A 16,678-nucleotide genomic window follows, 5' to 3' on the forward strand; every position below is an offset into this window, starting at 1 on the left:
CTCCTAGGATAGAGAGCGGATTAATGCCGTAACGATACCAAGGATGCGGGGATTATCTGAATAGATAGGCTCCATCGTGTCATTTTCAGGCTGGAGACGGATGCAGTTCTTTTCTCGATAAAAAGTCTTGACTGTTGCGGAATCATCAATGAGCGCGACAACAATCTGCCCATCGTGAGCGTCTTGTTGCTCTTTTACGATGATGTAGTCGCCATTAAAAATACCGGCGTTAATCATGGATTCCCCGTGCACACGGAGGATGAACGTGCTTGCATCGCCGACAATGCTTGTAGGCAAAGAAAGCGTATCCTCAACATTTTGCTCTGCAAGAATTGGTGTACCTGCAGCGACGTTGCCGATGACAGGCAGCGTAATAACGTTGGCATTGATGTCTTGGGAGATTGAAGCGAGCTTTACGCTGGAACGAGAGCCATCAGAGCTGCGAGGGACGATTTTCATAGTTCGAGGCTTTTTAGGATCTCGGCTGATAAGACCAAGCTCTTCAAGAACTTTAAGGTGCATGTGAACGGTGGAAGGCGAAGCGAGTTGAACAGCCTTGCCGATTTCCCTTACCGAGGGAGGATAGCCATGCTCTTCTGTGTACGAGCATATGTATTCATAGATGGCACTTTGACGCTTGCTGAGCTTTCCCTTAGGCATGCGGACCTCCTTTATCGCTGTGCATATCATACACCTGTTCGGTATAAAAATCAAACGAATGTTCGTATTTTTTGTTGACACGAACAAACGTACGGTCTATAGTGAGTACACATGTTCGGTTCGATTGTTGTCCGGTTGGTAAGGTATAACCGTTCCGAGAAGCACTTCGGAAAGGATCGCACTATGGATAAGCAGTATTTAGATGCATGCATGTCTGACGGCACTTCTGCGTTGAAGACTACATCGCGCGGACTTGTTCTCATTGAGGGAGGAGCATCCGCAAAATCAGCTTCAGCCGCACAAATCAAACATGAACGGGTTGTCGCGCCTTATCAGCCTTTTTCTTTACGGCAACTCATTGTCTTTGCTGCTGCTTTTGCAGTGGTAGCTGCTGTTCTCATGTCAGTTTATAGCCTTCGTATGGCTGCGATAGAAGATTCCGTTGACGCTTCTTTGAATCAGGTTCAAACGGAGACAGTTTCTGTGAAGTCTGGCGATTCTCTTTGGTCACTTGCCGCACAGCATGGCGTTACAGGGGTATCCACCGCTGACGTAGCGCACCATATCCAAAAAATAAATGGACTTTCAGATACAACGCTTAAGCCGGGAGAAGTGCTGAAAGTTCCTTTTGCGCGCCATTAGCGGAATGTTTTAGGCCTTTAGCACCAAGAATTTTGACCGTGCTCTTCTTTTTTGGGGATACATGGTATCTTCCTTGTATGTCAACAGAGAGGATACTATGCGTTGTCCAAAATGCGGATATGAAGAATCAAAAGTTGTTGATTCTCGTTCGTCTGATAACAATGACGCTATACGACGTCGGCGCGAATGCATAAAATGCGGCTATCGTTTTACGACTTATGAAAGACGAGAGGAGATACCTCTCGTTGTTCGCAAGAAAGATGGTCATACAGAACCTTTTGACCGGCAGAAATTAATGCGAGGCCTTATCGCCGCTACGGTAAAACGCGATATAGCCGTCGAAAGACTGGACGCTTTGATTGATGCGGTCGAGTCGGGTCTTCGTGACGGCGGCCAAAATGAAATATCCTCTGAAGATCTTGGTAGCGCTGTGCTTAAAGAGCTTATCGCCCTTGATAAGGTCGCCTACATACGCTTTGCTTCGGTATACCGTGATTTCAAAGATGTTGATGAGTTCAGCGAAGAGCTAAGGAGTCTCACTAATGAATGATGGTTCACTAATGAATGAACATACCTGTGACTGTGACATACAACTTCCCATAAAACGTCTCGACCCTTCCGTTGATCTTCCGTCATATGCCTATAGCGGAGACGCAGGATTGGATTTAAGAAGTGCAGAAGAGCTGGATCTCAAGCCCTTTGAGCGCCGTCTTATTTCAACCGGACTGGCTATCGCTATTCCTGACGGATATGCCGGTTTTGTTCAGCCGCGAAGCGGCCTTGCATACCGTGAAGGTTTGTCCATGGCAAACACTCCGGGTCTTGTTGACGCTCATTATCGTGGTGAGTTGAAGGTATGTGCGGTCAATCTTGATGCGAACACTACCATCCATATCGAGCGCGGGGAGCGCATTGCGCAGCTGGTGATACAACGTGTGCCCGTTGTGCAGCTCGTTGAAGTAGATGAGCTTGATGCAACAGATAGAGGAGCAGGCGGTTTTGGTTCAAGCGGTGTTTAGCTTGTGTAGATAAGTTGTGCAAGTTCGTACATGTCTGCCAATTGCAGAGAGAGGGGAATTGGTGATGGAAAAGCTCTTTAAACTAGGTGAGCGTGGATCGTCTGTTACCCAAGAATTACGCGCCGGACTCACAACGTTTCTTGCAATGGCCTATATCATTGCCGTTAATCCTGGCATATTGGCCATGGCCGGAGTGCCGTTAAGCGCTGCAATTACGTCGACGTGCATCGGCGCGGGTATTATGACAATCTGCATGGGTCTTTTTTCCAACCGCCCTCTGGCGTGCGCGTCGGGAATGGGTGTAAACGCTGTTGTGGCATTTACCCTTACACAAGTTACAGGAGGTGACTGGCACGCCTCCATGGCCGTTATCTTTGTAGAAGGCATTGCAATTCTCCTTCTTGTTCTGTGCGGCCTTCGTGAAGCTGTTATGGATGCCATTCCAGTTTCTTTGCGTCATGCAATCTCTGTGGGCCTTGGACTGTTTATTGCCATGATTGGTCTCAAGAACGCTGGTATCTTGGTTGCCAATGAATCGACGATGGTTTCACTTGGAAATATCTTTGAGCCGACCTTTATAGTTGGTTTGGTTTCCATTGTTGCGACTGTCATTCTGTATTCCGCCAAAGTCAAGGGCTCCTTGCTCATCGGCATTATTCTTGCAGTTCTGGCTGGCATTCCGCTCGGCGTGACCGCGGTACCCGCGGGCATTATTTCCGGCCTCGATTTCTCTTCGTTTGGAGCGCCATTTCAAACCGATGCCAACGGTGTCATGGGAATCGTTAAAGTTCTAACCACTCCTGTTCTTCTCGTTTTTGCATTCTCGCTGATGATGTCGGACTTCTTTGACACCATGGGTTCTGCGATGGCCATTGCAAAGCAGGGAGAATTTCTGACAGAAGACGGAGAGGTACAAGATATCAAGCAGATTCTTATCGTCGATTCTGCAGCTGCGGCCGCAGGCGGTCTCTTTGGTGCGTCTTCGATTACTACGTTTATTGAATCCGCTTCCGGCGCGGCCGATGGTGGTCGAACGGGTCTTGCATCGGTCTTTACCGGTCTTTTCTTCTTTGTCTCAGCCTTTGTAGCTCCGCTAATTTCTATTGTTGACTCCGCTGCTACAACGGGCGCCCTGGTCATCGTTGGCTTCCTCATGATGACTGAAGTTACGGAGATTGATTGGAACGATCTTCTTGAGGGATTCCCTGCGTTTATGGTTATCGCAGGCATTCCCATGACCTACTCAATCTCCGATGGCATCGGTTTTGGATTTATCTTCTATGTGATCGTTGCGCTTGTTACGGGCAATGTAAAGAAGGTAAAGCCTTTGATGTGGGTTGCCGCGCTTGCTTTTGTCGCTTACTTTATCCTGCTTCAGCTGTAGCGCCAAGATATTTGGTATAATCCGTGAGTGGTTGAATAATGCCGATGAGCGTATATTCGACTCCGATTTACTTGCAGCTTGATATCATAACTTGTTATGAGTTCGCACCCTGTGTACTCATGTTATGTGGTGTAAGTGCACGCTTGAGCGTGTCTGGTTTTAAAGGTTTGGAGTGTTATGTCTGAGAAGCATGTGTACAGCTTTGGAAAGGATCATGCCGGTAACGATGTGACTGAAGTCGCCGGTGCATCCGTAGACGAGGCAAAATGGATTGTCGGCGGCAAGGGCGCTAACCTTGCTGAGATGTCTAAGATTGGCCTGCCTGTCCCTCCTGGTTTTTCAATTACGTGCCAGACGTGCGTAGCCTACTCTACAGCGGGCAACGTTTGGCCTGATGGCGTTATTGAAGAGATTGATTCGGCCATGCAGGATCTTGAGGAGCGCATGGGGAAGAAGCTTGGCGATAAAGAAGATCCCCTGCTTGTCTCTGTCCGTTCTGGCGCTCCGTTCTCCATGCCGGGCATGATGGATACCGTTTTAAACCTTGGCCTTAATGACGAATCGGTTCAGGGCCTCATCAAGCAGACAGGCAATGAGCGCTTTGCTTGGGACTCCTACCGTCGCTTCGTTCAGATGTTCTCAGGCGTGGTTATGGGCGTTTCCGGCCAGCTCTTTGAGGATGCCATCTCTGCTAAGAAGGCCGAGAAGGGCGTCACGCTTGACACGGAGCTTACCGCCAACGATCTTCGTGAACTTGTGACCTGGTTCAAGGGCATCTTTGCAGCCAATGTTGACGTCAAAGAGCACCCAGAGGTTTCAAAGAACGGCTTTGCCGTCTTTCCTTCCGATCCATATCTCCAGCTCCGCCTTGCTGAGCAGGCTGTTTTCGGTTCTTGGATGAACGACCGCGCCATCCTCTATCGTAAGCAGAACAAGATTCCTGATGACCTTGGTACTGCTGTAAACGTTCAGGTCATGGTTTTCGGCAACAAGGGTGAGACTTCGGCTACCGGCGTTGCTTTTACGCGTAACCCCGCCGACGGCACCAACGAGCGCTATGGCGATTTCCTTGTTAACGCGCAGGGCGAAGACGTTGTTGCTGGTATCCGCAACACCGAGCCTATTACCGATCTTGTTAAGGTTCCCGCTCTCAAAGAGGCGGGCGAAGAGCTCTTCCACGTCTTTGAGATTCTTGAGGATCACTACGCTGACATGATGGACATTGAGTTCACCATCGAAAACGGCAAGCTTTGGATGCTTCAGACTCGTGTAGGCAAGCGTACGGCACTTTCCGCTCTGAAGGTCGCAATCCAGATGTATGAGGAAGGCCGCATCACCAAGGAGCAGGCTGTTACCCGCGTTGCTCCTGAGCAGCTCGACCAGCTTTTGCACCCGCAATTTGACCCCAATGCAAAGTATGAGACTATCGCCAAGGGTCTTAATGCCTCTCCTGGCGCTGCTGTCGGCGCTGCCGTGTTCTCGTCTTCAGACGCCGAGAAGTACGCCGAGGCTGGTAAGCCTTGTATCTTGGTTCGCTGGGAAACTACGCCCGATGATCTTCATGGCATGGTCGCGGCTGAGGGCATCCTTACGTCTCATGGCGGCAAGACCAGCCATGCGGCTGTCATCGCCCGTGGCATGGGCGCTCCTTGCGTCTGCGGCGTTGATGTTTTGCGTATTGACGCGGCTAACAAGCGCTTCACGGTCGCTGGCTCTGATCTGGTTGTTAATGAAGGCGATATCATCTCCATTGACGGCACTACCGGCGATGTCATTCTCGGCGCTGTCGAGTTGGTCCAGCCTGAGCTCTCCGGTGACCTTCAGACAATCCTGAAGTGGGCTGACGAGGTTCGTCTTGATAGCTCTCGCGGCCGCAACATCGGCGTTCGTGCAAACGCCGACAACCCCGCCGACGCTCAGACATCACTTGATAACGGCGCAGAGGCAATCGGCCTTGACCGCACCGAGCACATGTTCCTCGGTGAGCGTAAGCACCTTATCCAGGACTTCATTTTGGCTGATTCCGAGGACGTCAAGCAGCTTGCTATTGACCAGCTTGGTCGCGCGCAAAAGGGCGATTTCCTTGGTATGTTCAAGGTTATGGACGGCAAAGACGTTGTTGTTCGCCTGCTTGATCCGCCTCTGCATGAGTTCCTTGACTCTCCGCGCGATCTTGAGGTTGAGATTGCCCATGATGAAGAGCAGGGTAAAGACGCTACCGCTAAACGGGCACTTCTCGCTAAGTTTGATGCGTTCCAGGAAGCAAACCCCATGCTCGGTTTGCGTGGCTGCCGTTTGGGCATCGTGTATCCCGAGCTCAATGTTATGCAAGTTCGTGCTATAGCAAGCGCCGCCGCAGAGCTCAAGCGCGTCGGCCTTGATCCCCATCCTGAGATCATGGTTCCTCTCGTAGGCTTTGAGGAGGAGCTGGTACAGGTGCGTGAAGAGGTCGAGAAGACCATCAAACAGGTTGCCGATGAGTACGGCGTTGAGCTGGATATCCCCGTTGGTACCATGATTGAGCTGCCTCGCGCTGCCATCATGTCTGAAGAAATTGCAAAGCATGCTGATTTCTTCTCCTTCGGCACCAACGACCTGACCCAGACCTGCCTCGGCTTCTCCCGCGACGACGTTGAGTCCGCCTTTATGCCTCTGTATTTGGAGCGCAAGATTGTTAAGACCAACCCGTTCGCAACGCTTGACAAGGGTGTTGCAGAGCTCGTCCGCATGGGCGTCGAAGGCGGTCATAAGGGTAACCCCAACCTCACCATTGGCGTCTGCGGAGAGACGGGCGGCGATCCTGAGTCCATCCACATGTACTACAACCTTGGTCTTGACTATGTGTCTTGCTCGCCGTATCGCGTGCCCATCGCTCGTCTTGCGGCAGCTCAGGCAAAGCTCGCTGCAAACGGCGGACCGAAGAAGATTGCTACCAAGTAATTTCAATCAGGTTCACCACGGCGCTCTTTGCGTGTGAGATGCAGCTGTTATCAAAAGGAGAATGTCTTCGGGCATTCTCCTTTTCTGTTAGACTTTTGAAAACATTCGCCGCCTGCGCGCGCTATATGAGTTTTTTGGGGGCATCATGAAAACCGTTACGCGAGAAGACCTTGAGCGTCGTGAGCATGAATTCCTTGCTCCGGAGGCCGCATTTTCCGATAGTTCACAAGGGCGTCTGACACCTGAGGAACCCGATGCGTTTCGTACCTGCTATCAGTGCGACAGGGACCGCATACTGCACAGCAAAAGTTTTCGCCGCCTTGCTCATAAGACGCAAGTGTTTCTCGCGCCGGAAGGCGATCACTATCGCACACGGCTCATCCATACGTTAGAAGTCGCTCAGATTTCGAGATCTATCGCACGTCCTTTGGGACTGAATGAAGACCTGGCAGAGGCGATAGCGCTTGGACACGACCTTGGGCATACGCCATTTGGGCATATCGGCGAGAAGGCCTTGTCAACAGCCATTGCTCTCTATAGGGGTCTGAATCCTTTGGATCCAAAAAATCAGCGGCTTTTTGCTCATAATGAACAAGGGGCGCGCATCGTTGAGCTTCTTGAACGTAACGGCAGGGGTCTTAATTTGAGCCGAGAGGTAGTAGACGGCATTCGGTGCCACTCGGGCAGTCTTCGAGCCATGACAGCGGAAGGTCGCATCGTCGGCGTTGCCGACCGTATCGCCTATGTAACGCACGACATTGACGATGCAGAACGCGCTGGACTTCTCACGGAAGCAATGTTGCCTCGGGAGTCGCGCGCGCTTCTCGGGGGTTCGTCTTCCGAGCGCATCGAAACTATGGTGCATGACATCGTTATCAAGAGCGCGGCCGTAGGGGATATTCAGATGTCGGAAGTCATGTGGGATGCCATGATGCACATGCGTTCGTTTCTCTTTGATAACCTCTACGCAAATGGGGATGCAAAATACGAAGAGCCCAAAGCGTACGACCTCATTATCGAGCTGTTTGACTACTTCATTTCGCACCTTGATGAAGTGCCTGATGAGTATACGGTTCACGATGCGGATAAGCCCGAACTGCAGGTAGCTGATTTTGTTGCAGGCATGACAGACAGATATGCAACGCGGACCTTTGAAGACCTGCGTCTTCCGAAATCGTGGAGGGAGAACAGAGGTAATCACAGGTAAGGCGATAAGAACAACGCGCAAGAATGGGGAAGAGCGAGCACTTCTCGCTGAAACAGAGGAATTTGAAAGAAATTCTCGCGTTATCCTTGCCTGAAAGCCCAAGGTCTAATATACTTTTCACCTATGTGTTGAGCTATGTGTCGCTCGCCTCTGCGTCGGCACCTCTAGAGATGAGGAAATATGGATTACATTCGCGCAATTGAGCGCCAGCAGATCCGCGAGGATATCCCCGCTGTTCGCGTTGGTGACAATGTAAAGGTTCACTATCGCATCGTCGAGGGTGACCGTACTCGTGAACAGGTCTTTCAGGGCGACATCATCCGCCTTTCAGGCGAGGGTTCGCGTGAGACGTTTACCGTCCGTAAAATCAGCTTCGGTATCGGCGTTGAGCGTACGTTCCCGCTCCATAGCCCTAAGATTGCAAAGCTTGAAGTAGTTCGTCACGGTGTCGTGCACCGCGCTAAGCTTTACTTCCTGCGCGATCGTATCGGCAAAGCCGCCCGTCTTCGTGAGCAGCGCTAAGCCAAGGCGTACCTGCAGTATGATGAAGCCGTCCATAGGGGCGGCTTTTTCAGTAGGGAACTTCTTCAAGAGGAATGATGATGTCGTTTGATTCATCACGATTGACGGCAAAAGAAATCGCAGCGTTTTTGAGTGACGCATCCGAGTCTGAGGTTCTTGCGCTCGCCGAGCGTTATGCCGAAGATCCGCGAAAACAGGTGCAACACGCGCTCGCTTTAGCTCAAAAACGCCTCCTGCGTATCCGCGAAGAAAGAAAGCGCGTAGAGTCACTCTATACGCTTCAGCGCGCACTGGGCGGAGAAGGCATTATTGTCGGCGTTGATGAGGTAGGTCGTGGTCCTGTCGCTGGACCTTTGACCGTCTGTGCGGTTGTGCTTCCTGATAATCCTTATATTGAGGGACTGAATGACTCAAAGCAATTGTCGGCCGCAAAGCGCGAACTGGTTGCGGCTCAGGTTGCCAAGGTTGCGCTTGCTATAGGCATTGCCTCTATTGAGCCTGCAGAAATTGACGAGAAGGGAATGACAGCTTCACTTCGAAAGGCAATGCGGATTGCCATTGATAAAACAGGCGTTGAGCCGGACTGTGTTCTTATTGATGGAAATCCTGTTCATGCGCATCCGCTTGAAAAAACAATCATAAAGGGCGATGCCAAGATAGCTTCAATTGCCGCTGCTTCCGTTGTTGCTAAAGTATCCAGAGACGCTTTGATGGTGGCATACGACACGCGCTATCCCCAGTATCATTTTGCTGAAAACAAGGGTTATGCCTCGGCAGATCATATCGCCGCTATTGCGCAATACGGACTTTCTCCGATTCATCGCGTCTCGTTTTGTGGAAATTTTGAGAAGGGGCCGCGCCTCTTTGAATCGCCGTCATATCAATAATGTAATTACTGTCCTGGTTTGTCGCGCTTCCATTTGATACCCCTGCGCAACATGCAGGGGCATCGATTGTGGCTCTCAAAAAAATACATCAAAATTTTTTGCGGCTAGACATGCTTGTCAGATAACGGTCAGATTGAAGACAGAATGCTGTCAGATCGGCCTGTCATGATAGCTCTCTCAAGAAAGCGAAGGGAGAGCTTATGGACGAACAACTTGAATTTGATGCCAAGTATCATGCGAAGGAAGAGGACTGCCCTGAATCTGCCTCTCCTGAAGAATTTGCAGGTGATGCAAAGGATTTTGAGGAATCTGCGGAACCATCAAAGGAGTCGGAGCCGGCTGAGGAGCCAGAAAAGACTCTGGCTGAGTATTCGCCGTATGAAATAGGCGAGAAGGGCGAGCAGCTTGCAGCCGACTATCTCGCTCGCCGCGGCTACAAAATCATCCAGCGCAATTGGCGATGCAAGGGTGGAGGTGAAGCGGATATCATCGCGCGTGATGGCGAGACATACGTCATGGTTGAAGTTAAAACACGTCGCGTAACAAAAAGCGATGCGAATCTTATGCCGGAGCTTGCGGTGACAGCGCACAAGCAGCGGACCTATCGAAAGATGGCGTTGCTCTACCTTGCGTATCATGCGCATGTCAGCGTGGTTCGGTTTGATGTGATTGCAATCAATCTCGCTGCGGAGCGCAGCGCGAGCCTGCGTCATCTTATCGGCGCTTTTAGCTGGGATGAAAATGACTAGTTCAGGCGCTGTATGCGTAAAGACCGCAACCATTCGGGGCATTGAACCTGTTTTGGTAAACGTTGAGGCAAGCGTCGCGGGAGGCATTCCGGGAGTGACTATCGTAGGCATGCCGGATTCGGCTGTTCTTGAGGCACGCTCGCGGGTTAAGTGCGCCTTGGGAGCCTGCGGCTTTACCATACCCCGAAGGCATATCACCATTAATCTTTCGCCGGCGGATATGAGAAAGAACGGTTCAGGATTTGATTTGCCCATGGCGGTAGCTATCCTCGTTGCGACAGGCCAGCTTTCGCAGGAGATTATCGAAAAGAACATCTTTGTGGGAGAGCTTACGTTGAATGGGGAAGTGGCTCCGGTAAGAGGATCAATTGCCTATGTCGAAATTGCCCGAAGCCTTGGGTGTAATCTGGTCGTCTCCAATCAAAGCGAACTCGCGGGCGCCAACTGCACACATGTGTATGGCATCCAATCCCTTTTTGATGTCTGCTCAACCGCTGATTTGCGTAAATGTCGTTTCAAAAGCAAAACGCATTTGAAGCGAACAACTCCTCAAAGTCTCAACCTTGAGTTTGCTGACGTTGTTGATCAGGAGCTCGCCAAGCGTGCGCTCATTCTTGCGGCGATAGGATCGCATGGGATGTTAATGGTAGGGCCTCCCGGTTCAGGAAAAACTATGCTGGCTCGGCGCTTCTTATCGATTCTACCTAAGCTCGATCCGGATGAGCTGGAAGAAGCGTTGCTGATTCATTCTGTGGCGGGAGAGCCTTCGGAATGGCTTGCTCAAGGTATCCGTCCGTTTCGATCTCCTCATCATTCTATCTCGCTTGGCGGGCTGATTGGAGGAGGAAGGCCGGTTTTGCCGGGAGAGGTTTCACTTGCGCACAAGGGTGTCTTATTCCTTGACGAGTTGCCGGAGTTTGCAACCAATACTTTGCAGGCTTTGCGGCAGCCCCTCGAGGACAAGGAGGTCCGGCTCGTACGCGTTGACGGTTTATATACATTTCCTTGTGATTTTCAATTATTAGCTGCAGCTAACCCTTGTCCCTGCGGTTTTTGCGGCGACCCGGACCATCTTTGCAAGTGCACCCCCGCACGTATCGATACCTATCAGTCGAAGGTAGGAGGACCTCTTATGGATCGGATAGATATCGTGTGCGATGTAGCTCGCCCCTCATCAACAAAGGTTATCGAAGGCGATACGGGTTTGACTTCAAGTGAAATGAGGCAGTTTGTTATGTCCGGCAGAGATTATCGACAATGGCGAGAAGCGCGAGAGCGCGAAAGTCTGCAAAAACTTTTGTTTGAAGATGGTGCTCGACAGCTCTTTGAGCGGTATGCACGCGGACTTTCACTGGGAGGCAGGTCGATTGCGAGAGTTTCTCGTGTTGCGAGGACAGTTGCCGATCTTGAACACCACAGCCTCATAACAAAAGACGATCTTTCCGAAGCGGTTACCTTTCGCTCTCGAATACTGTCATAAAGGAGATGTCATGGCTGAAAAATGGGCGTTTGAACGTGGTTCAAAGCACTATCCGGCCTGTTTGGAAGATCTTGAAAACCCTCCAGACGTGCTCTACGGAATTGGAAATTCCGAAATATTTGAAACGCCAATGCTCTCAATCGTTGGCGCTCGACGGGCAACTCCTTACGGTATTGCCCTTGCTGAAATGGCTGCCCGAGTAGCCGCGGATTGTGGGGTGACCGTTGTTTCGGGAGGCGCGATGGGATGCGATTGTGCGGCTGGTATGAGCGCTCTTGCGGCAGGAGGAAAAACAATTGCAGTACTAGGCTGTGGCGCCGATGTTGTTTACCCGCGCTCTTCAAAAAGTCTTTTTTCCGCTGCGGTAAAAGAAGGAGCGGTAATCTCGCTAGACAGTTGGGGAACTCCTCCGCGGCGCTTTGCGTTTCCGCGAAGAAATGCTGTCATTGCCGCTCTTGGCTCTGTTTTGGTGGTGACTGAAGCAGGCGTGTGTTCAGGAACCATGTCAACAGCCGAGACAGCGGAAGATCTTGGACGAAAGGTATACGCCATACCGGGGTCTATCTTTTCTCCTACGTCCGCGGGAACTAACAAACTTATCACCGACGGAGCCAGGATTATCCCGGACGAGGCGTCGCTTGCTCTGTCCCTTGCGCTTGATTTTGGAGCAACAGTTCTAAAGCAGGAAGACAAGACGTCTCCAAAAAGCCGTGTTATGTCGGCTCTTACGGCTTCTCCGTGTCGTCCGGAAGAGCTTGCCATGCGTCTTGGAGAGAATGTGTTGACGCTCATGAGGACGCTTACAGACTTTGAAGCTCAAAGGATTGTACAGAGATTGCCCGACGGCCGCTATACACCAACCCGCGAATATCATTTAGGATTAGTACAGACAGCGAATATGAATGAGCAAAGGACGTTATGACAAAGAGAGTAACTGTTATAGGGGCAGGTCTTGCAGGCAGTGAGTGTGCGCTCCAGCTTGCCGCCAGAGGGATAGAAGTCCTTTTGATAGAGCAAAGGCCCATTCACCGATCTTTAGCACACCATACGAGCGACTTTGCAGAGCTTGTCTGCTCGAACTCTCTTAAATCGACTAAAGAGGAGAGCGCGGCGGGTATCCTGAAGCGCGAACTGACAGAAATGAAAAGTTTCCTCTTACAGATTGCGAGAGAAAACGCCGTTTCTGCAGGAGGCGCCCTGGCGGTTGACCGAAAGAAGTTTTCACGTTCGGTGACGGCTGTGGTCGAGGCGAATCCTCTCGTTAAGATTGAACGTCGGGAAGCTACAGAAATTCCTGACGGGCCTTGCGTGATTGCGGCCGGACCGCTTTGCTCGGACGCGCTGTATGCGGCGATTTCCAAGCGCGTTGGCACAGAGGGCATGTCGTTTTATGATGCTGCGGCTCCCATTGTTTCAGCGGAAAGCATCGACCGCTCGATTGTCTTTTCGCAGTCTCGTTATGAAAAAGCAGGGCGAGGGGATTACCTCAACTGTCCTTTCAATAAAAACGAATACGAAGCTTTTATCCGTGAGCTTATCGGCGCGCAGCGCGTCGTCTCCCGCGAATTTGAGCAGGCTGATTTATTTCAGGCGTGCCAGCCTGTAGAGGAGGTGGCGCGCACAGGATTTGAGTCGCTTCGTTTTGGCGCTCTCAAACCGGTAGGGCTCATTGATCCAAGAGACGGCAGACGGCCTTGGGCGGCAGTGCAGCTTCGTGCTGAAAATGAGGCAGCGACCGCGTACAATCTTGTGGGTTTTCAGACCAACCTTACCTGGGGCGAACAAAAACGTGTCTTCACGATGATTCCGGGACTTGCGCAGGCAGAGTTTGTGCGCTACGGCGTTATGCACAGAAATTCATTCGTTGATGCGCCTCATACGCTGACCGATACATTTGCGATTCCGCACTCATGCGTTCGGCTCGCGGGACAGATTACCGGCACAGAGGGCTACGTGGAAGCGATTGCTTCGGGTTTGCTTGCGGCGCTCAATACCTATGCGGATCTGGTTGGTGCTTCTCAGATGCACCTTCCCACAACGGGAGCCCTGGGTTCTCTAGTAGCTTATGCGACTAATCCAAACACTACGGACTACCAGCCCATGCACGTCAATTTCGGACTCTTTCCGCCGCTTGATACGGAGATAAAGAAGAAAGATGAACGCCGTGCTCGTATGACGCAAAGAGCGCATGAAGATTTTGATGCCTATCTGCGCCTCAGAAGCGATCTCTTTGGCCAAAGGAGCGATGATCAATGACACAGGCCTTTGATGATGCAGCCTATATAGATATGTTCCTGACATATTTGAAATCGGTGCGCAATCTGTCCGACAATACCGTGCGGGCTTATGCGACAGATCTCTCGTCGTATGCCGCGTGGTGCGGGCGAGAAGAACTTAGCATGCTTCAGGCAACACATCGAAGCCTTCGCTCCTATCTGTCCTATCTCAATCGAGCCCAATACTCTGCACGCACACGCAACAGGCATCTTTCAGCTCTCAGAGGATTTTATAAGTGGCTGAACAAAGAGGGTTATCTTGAAGCGGATCCCTCGCTTATCTTGACAAGCCCGCGTACTTCTCGCCGTCTTCCCAAGACCATGTCGGATGAAGATGCAAAAAGACTTCTTGCATCATGCGACGTACATACGTCATCCGGCTTGCGAGATAGGGCAATCCTTGAGTTCATGTATGCGACGGGCGCTCGTATCTCAGAGATCGCACGTCTTGACAGGGGAGACCTTATGCTGCGGCAAGGTGTCGTGAGGCTGTTTGGTAAAGGTTCAAAAGAGCGTGATGTCCCGCTCTATAAGACCGCGTGCGACTGGCTGGAGCTCTATCTTTATGAAGCTAGGCCGAAGCTTTTGGCAAAAAGCAGAACATCACTCAAAGTTGCGCCGGCTGAGGAGGCTCTCTTTCTCTCAAATCGTGGCCGCCGCATGAGCGCGGACGTGCTCAGAAAAATGTTTGAGGCCCATGTGCTGGAAGCGGGGCTTGATTCAGGTCTTACGCCGCATGCCATGAGGCATACGTTTGCGACAGAGCTCCTTACTGGTGGCGCTGATTTACGCGTCGTGCAGGAGCTTTTGGGCCACCAGAGTCTGTCGACAACGCAAATCTATACGCACCTTTCGATTGAGCGTCTCAAAGATGCAGCAAAACAAGCGCATCCGCGGGCTGAATCTGACTAAATCGTGGTATACTACCGCCCGGTTGTGTAAATGCACAGCCTGCCGCTGCCAAGCGGCACAATCACACACGCACGACTACTCATCGTCTGTGGTGCTCAAAGCTCAAGCCAGGTTTTGGGTTGATTGATGGGAAAGACCCCGTGCGGAGGTTAAACCAGGAGGTTACTTATGGCTGCAAAGATTACTATCCAAACCCTGCTTGATGCCGGCTGCCACTACGGTCACCAGACCCGCCGCTGGAACCCTAAGATGAAGCCGTATATCTTCGGCGATCGCAATGGTATTTACATCATTGACCTCAAGCAGACCATGCTTGGCGCTGACAAGGCTTACACCTTTTTGAAAGATCTTGCTTCTAAGGGTGGCCGCATTCTTTTTGTCGGCACCAAAAAGCAGGCTCAGGAGCCTATTGCTACTCAGGCCGCGCGTGCTTCCATGCCCTACATCAATCAGCGCTGGCTTGGCGGCATGCTCACTAACTTTGTCACCATGCGTTCCCGCATTCAGCACATGGAAGAGCTTGAGGCCATGGTTGAGGACGGCCGCATGGACGCTCTGCCCAAAAAGGAGCAGGCGCTTCGCAACAAGGAGCTTGCTAAGCTTCAGCTGAACCTGGGTGGCGTTCGCGATATGAACAAGCTTCCCGACGCTCTCTTTGTCATCGACTCAAAGCGTGAGGAGAACGCGGTTCGCGAGGCAAATCGCCTTCACATCCCCGTGGTTTCGCTTCTTGACACAAACTCCGACCCTGACGTTATCGACTACGGCATTCCCGCAAACGATGATGCTATCCGCTCCATTTCTTTGATGTGCGAACTTGCCGCCGACGCAATCCTTGCCGGCAGCGGTAAAGAGCAGATTTCCGCAGAGGAAATGAGCGCTCCGCAGGCGAGCGAAGAGGAGGCGCCTAAGGCCGAGCAGGCAGAAGAAGCTCCTCAGGCTGAATAGGTCCACCTAAGCAAGCAATACGTACGCAAGTACGCAATTATTCCTACGATCCCCAAGGAGGGGAACATGGCACAAATTACTGCAGCCCTTGTCAAGCAGCTCCGCGATATGACGAGTTCTCCTATGATGGAATGCAAGAAGGCACTCGTTGAAGCCGATGGCGACATTGATAAGGCGATTGATATTCTGCGCACCATGGGCGTTGCCAAGGCCGTCAAGCGCGCGGGTCGCGAGACTAATGAAGGCACCATTGCAACGTTCATTTCACCCGATTGCACCAAGGGCGCAATCCTTGAGCTTTCGTGCGAAACTGACTTTGTGGGTACCAACCCGCAGTTTACTGGCTTTGCAAGCGATTTAGCCGAGGCCGTTGTTGAGAGTGATCCTTCCGATGTCGACGCGTTCCTCACGTCAAAATTCGGTGAGGGCACCGTACAGGAAGCTCTGACGGATAAGATTCACAACATTGGCGAAAACATGCGTATTTTGCGCTTCGCCCGTGTTCAGGTTTCTTCCGGCGCTCTTTCAAGCTACATTCACCTCGGCGGCAAACTTGCGACGGTTGTTACCTTTGAGTTTGACAAGCCCGAGACCCGTGATTCTGAGGACTTCAAAAACTTCGCCCATGACGTCGCCATGCAGGTAGCCGCAGCCGCTCCGGTTGCTGCTCGCCGCGAGGATGTGCCTGCTGACATCGTTGAGCATGAGCTCTCCATCTACAAGGCTCAGGCTGCTGAGTCTGGCAAGCCCGAGGCTATTCAGGAGAGAATGGCACAGGGTCGTCTTGAGAAGTACTACAAGGAGAATGTCCTTACCGAGCAGGCCTTCGTTAAGGATCCCGACATGTCCATCAACGAGTACGCGAAGCTCGTTTCCAAAAAGGTCGACGACAACGTTCAAGTCGTCAGCTTCGTTCGTTTTTCCTTTGGCGAGTAGCCGCTGAGAGAACGACTCAGAAAAAGCCAGCTGCTTGCAGTTGGCTTTTTCTTTATGCGAAGCGTGTGCGTTGGTTGTGCTTGAGGCGAGTTGAGCTTGGGTCGTCTGATAAAATG

The 16,678-nt window shown here is 51.6% G+C and carries 16 protein-coding genes; 15 read left to right on the forward strand and 1 reads right to left on the reverse strand.

Annotated elements, in window-relative coordinates; genetic code table 11:
- Positions 1 to 3: 3 nt before the first annotated feature.
- Entirely contained in the window at positions 4 to 660 is a 657-nt protein-coding gene (gene lexA / locus QM016_RS00740; RefSeq protein WP_016477044.1) for a transcriptional repressor LexA, read from the reverse strand.
- Between the two features lie 183 nt (positions 661 to 843).
- Here lexA and QM016_RS00745 point away from each other — a divergent pair, with 183 nt between their 5' ends.
- The 15 genes from QM016_RS00745 (at position 844) to tsf (ending at position 16,562) form a co-directional block, all read left to right on the forward strand.
- Entirely contained in the window at positions 844 to 1,302 is a 459-nt protein-coding gene (locus QM016_RS00745; RefSeq protein ID WP_035433630.1) for a LysM peptidoglycan-binding domain-containing protein, read from the forward strand.
- A 97-nt stretch (positions 1,303 to 1,399) separates the two neighbouring features.
- Entirely contained in the window at positions 1,400 to 1,852 is a 453-nt protein-coding gene (gene nrdR / locus QM016_RS00750; protein ID WP_016477042.1) for a transcriptional regulator NrdR, read from the forward strand.
- Positions 1,845 to 2,321 (forward strand): dUTP diphosphatase, encoded by a 477-nt coding sequence (gene dut, locus QM016_RS00755; RefSeq protein ID WP_016477041.1) that lies wholly within the window; start codon positions 1,845 to 1,847, stop codon positions 2,319 to 2,321. The genes nrdR and dut overlap by 8 nt, the downstream gene beginning before the upstream one ends.
- Before the next feature lie 64 nt (positions 2,322 to 2,385).
- On the forward strand, positions 2,386 to 3,705 hold the full coding sequence (locus QM016_RS00760; protein WP_016477040.1) for an NCS2 family permease: 1,320 nt from the start codon (positions 2,386 to 2,388) through the stop codon (positions 3,703 to 3,705).
- Between the two features lie 177 nt (positions 3,706 to 3,882).
- Positions 3,883 to 6,645, forward strand: a complete 2,763-nt coding sequence (gene ppdK / locus QM016_RS00765; RefSeq protein ID WP_016477039.1) for a pyruvate, phosphate dikinase — start codon at positions 3,883 to 3,885, stop codon at positions 6,643 to 6,645.
- Positions 6,646 to 6,790: 145 nt separating this feature from the next.
- Positions 6,791 to 7,852 (forward strand): deoxyguanosinetriphosphate triphosphohydrolase, encoded by a 1,062-nt coding sequence (locus QM016_RS00770; RefSeq protein WP_282709801.1) that lies wholly within the window; start codon positions 6,791 to 6,793, stop codon positions 7,850 to 7,852.
- Positions 7,853 to 8,032: 180 nt separating this feature from the next.
- Positions 8,033 to 8,374 (forward strand): 50S ribosomal protein L19, encoded by a 342-nt coding sequence (rplS, locus tag QM016_RS00775; protein ID WP_016477037.1) that lies wholly within the window; start codon positions 8,033 to 8,035, stop codon positions 8,372 to 8,374.
- 80 nt (positions 8,375 to 8,454) lie between these two features.
- Complete coding sequence (locus QM016_RS00780) at positions 8,455 to 9,261, forward strand: ribonuclease HII (protein WP_282709802.1); 807 nt, start codon at positions 8,455 to 8,457, stop codon at positions 9,259 to 9,261.
- 200 nt (positions 9,262 to 9,461) lie between these two features.
- A complete protein-coding gene (locus tag QM016_RS00785; RefSeq protein ID WP_016477035.1) occupies positions 9,462 to 10,010 on the forward strand; it encodes a YraN family protein in 549 nt (182 codons plus the stop codon).
- Positions 10,003 to 11,490 carry a YifB family Mg chelatase-like AAA ATPase gene (locus tag QM016_RS00790; protein WP_282709803.1) on the forward strand — a complete coding sequence of 496 codons (1,488 nt, stop codon included), beginning with the start codon at positions 10,003 to 10,005 and terminating at the stop codon, positions 11,488 to 11,490. Before QM016_RS00785 ends, QM016_RS00790 begins: the two co-directional genes overlap by 8 nt.
- Positions 11,491 to 11,500: 10 nt before the next feature.
- The gene (locus tag QM016_RS00795) at positions 11,501 to 12,412 is read left to right on the forward strand and encodes a DNA-protecting protein DprA (protein ID WP_282709804.1); all 912 of its coding nucleotides are present in this window, start codon (positions 11,501 to 11,503) and stop codon (positions 12,410 to 12,412) included.
- Positions 12,409 to 13,746 (forward strand): methylenetetrahydrofolate--tRNA-(uracil(54)-C(5))-methyltransferase (FADH(2)-oxidizing) TrmFO, encoded by a 1,338-nt coding sequence (gene trmFO, locus QM016_RS00800; protein ID WP_282709805.1) that lies wholly within the window; start codon positions 12,409 to 12,411, stop codon positions 13,744 to 13,746. The genes QM016_RS00795 and trmFO overlap by 4 nt, the downstream gene beginning before the upstream one ends.
- On the forward strand, positions 13,743 to 14,678 hold the full coding sequence (locus QM016_RS00805; protein ID WP_016477031.1) for a tyrosine recombinase XerC: 936 nt from the start codon (positions 13,743 to 13,745) through the stop codon (positions 14,676 to 14,678). Before trmFO ends, QM016_RS00805 begins: the two co-directional genes overlap by 4 nt.
- 168 nt (positions 14,679 to 14,846) lie before the next feature.
- Positions 14,847 to 15,626, forward strand: coding sequence for a 30S ribosomal protein S2 (gene rpsB, locus QM016_RS00810; protein WP_016477030.1), 780 nt, complete (start codon positions 14,847 to 14,849; stop codon positions 15,624 to 15,626).
- Positions 15,627 to 15,692: 66 nt separating this feature from the next.
- On the forward strand, positions 15,693 to 16,562 hold the full coding sequence (tsf, locus tag QM016_RS00815) for a translation elongation factor Ts (RefSeq protein WP_016477029.1): 870 nt from the start codon (positions 15,693 to 15,695) through the stop codon (positions 16,560 to 16,562).
- Positions 16,563 to 16,678: the final 116 nt, after the last annotated feature.

The organism is Lancefieldella sp. Marseille-Q7238, from assembly GCF_949152215.1.
GTDB lineage: Bacteria > Actinomycetota > Coriobacteriia > Coriobacteriales > Atopobiaceae > Lancefieldella.

Excerpts from the sequence above, each read along its gene's own strand:
- lexA (WP_016477044.1), bottom strand. The coding sequence starts at position 660 with ATGCCTAAGGGAAAGCTCAGCAAGCGTCAAAGTGCCATCTATGAATAC.
- QM016_RS00745 (WP_035433630.1), top strand. The coding sequence starts at position 844 with ATGGATAAGCAGTATTTAGATGCATGCATGTCTGACGGCACTTCTGCG.
- nrdR (WP_016477042.1), top strand. The coding sequence starts at position 1,400 with ATGCGTTGTCCAAAATGCGGATATGAAGAATCAAAAGTTGTTGATTCT.
- dut (WP_016477041.1), top strand. The coding sequence starts at position 1,845 with ATGAATGATGGTTCACTAATGAATGAACATACCTGTGACTGTGACATA.
- QM016_RS00760 (WP_016477040.1), top strand. The coding sequence starts at position 2,386 with ATGGAAAAGCTCTTTAAACTAGGTGAGCGTGGATCGTCTGTTACCCAA.
- ppdK (WP_016477039.1), top strand. The coding sequence starts at position 3,883 with ATGTCTGAGAAGCATGTGTACAGCTTTGGAAAGGATCATGCCGGTAAC.
- QM016_RS00770 (WP_282709801.1), top strand. The coding sequence starts at position 6,791 with ATGAAAACCGTTACGCGAGAAGACCTTGAGCGTCGTGAGCATGAATTC.
- rplS (WP_016477037.1), top strand. The coding sequence starts at position 8,033 with ATGGATTACATTCGCGCAATTGAGCGCCAGCAGATCCGCGAGGATATC.
- QM016_RS00780 (WP_282709802.1), top strand. The coding sequence starts at position 8,455 with ATGTCGTTTGATTCATCACGATTGACGGCAAAAGAAATCGCAGCGTTT.
- QM016_RS00785 (WP_016477035.1), top strand. The coding sequence starts at position 9,462 with ATGGACGAACAACTTGAATTTGATGCCAAGTATCATGCGAAGGAAGAG.
- QM016_RS00790 (WP_282709803.1), top strand. The coding sequence starts at position 10,003 with ATGACTAGTTCAGGCGCTGTATGCGTAAAGACCGCAACCATTCGGGGC.
- QM016_RS00795 (WP_282709804.1), top strand. The coding sequence starts at position 11,501 with ATGGCTGAAAAATGGGCGTTTGAACGTGGTTCAAAGCACTATCCGGCC.
- trmFO (WP_282709805.1), top strand. The coding sequence starts at position 12,409 with ATGACAAAGAGAGTAACTGTTATAGGGGCAGGTCTTGCAGGCAGTGAG.
- QM016_RS00805 (WP_016477031.1), top strand. The coding sequence starts at position 13,743 with ATGACACAGGCCTTTGATGATGCAGCCTATATAGATATGTTCCTGACA.
- rpsB (WP_016477030.1), top strand. The coding sequence starts at position 14,847 with ATGGCTGCAAAGATTACTATCCAAACCCTGCTTGATGCCGGCTGCCAC.
- tsf (WP_016477029.1), top strand. The coding sequence starts at position 15,693 with ATGGCACAAATTACTGCAGCCCTTGTCAAGCAGCTCCGCGATATGACG.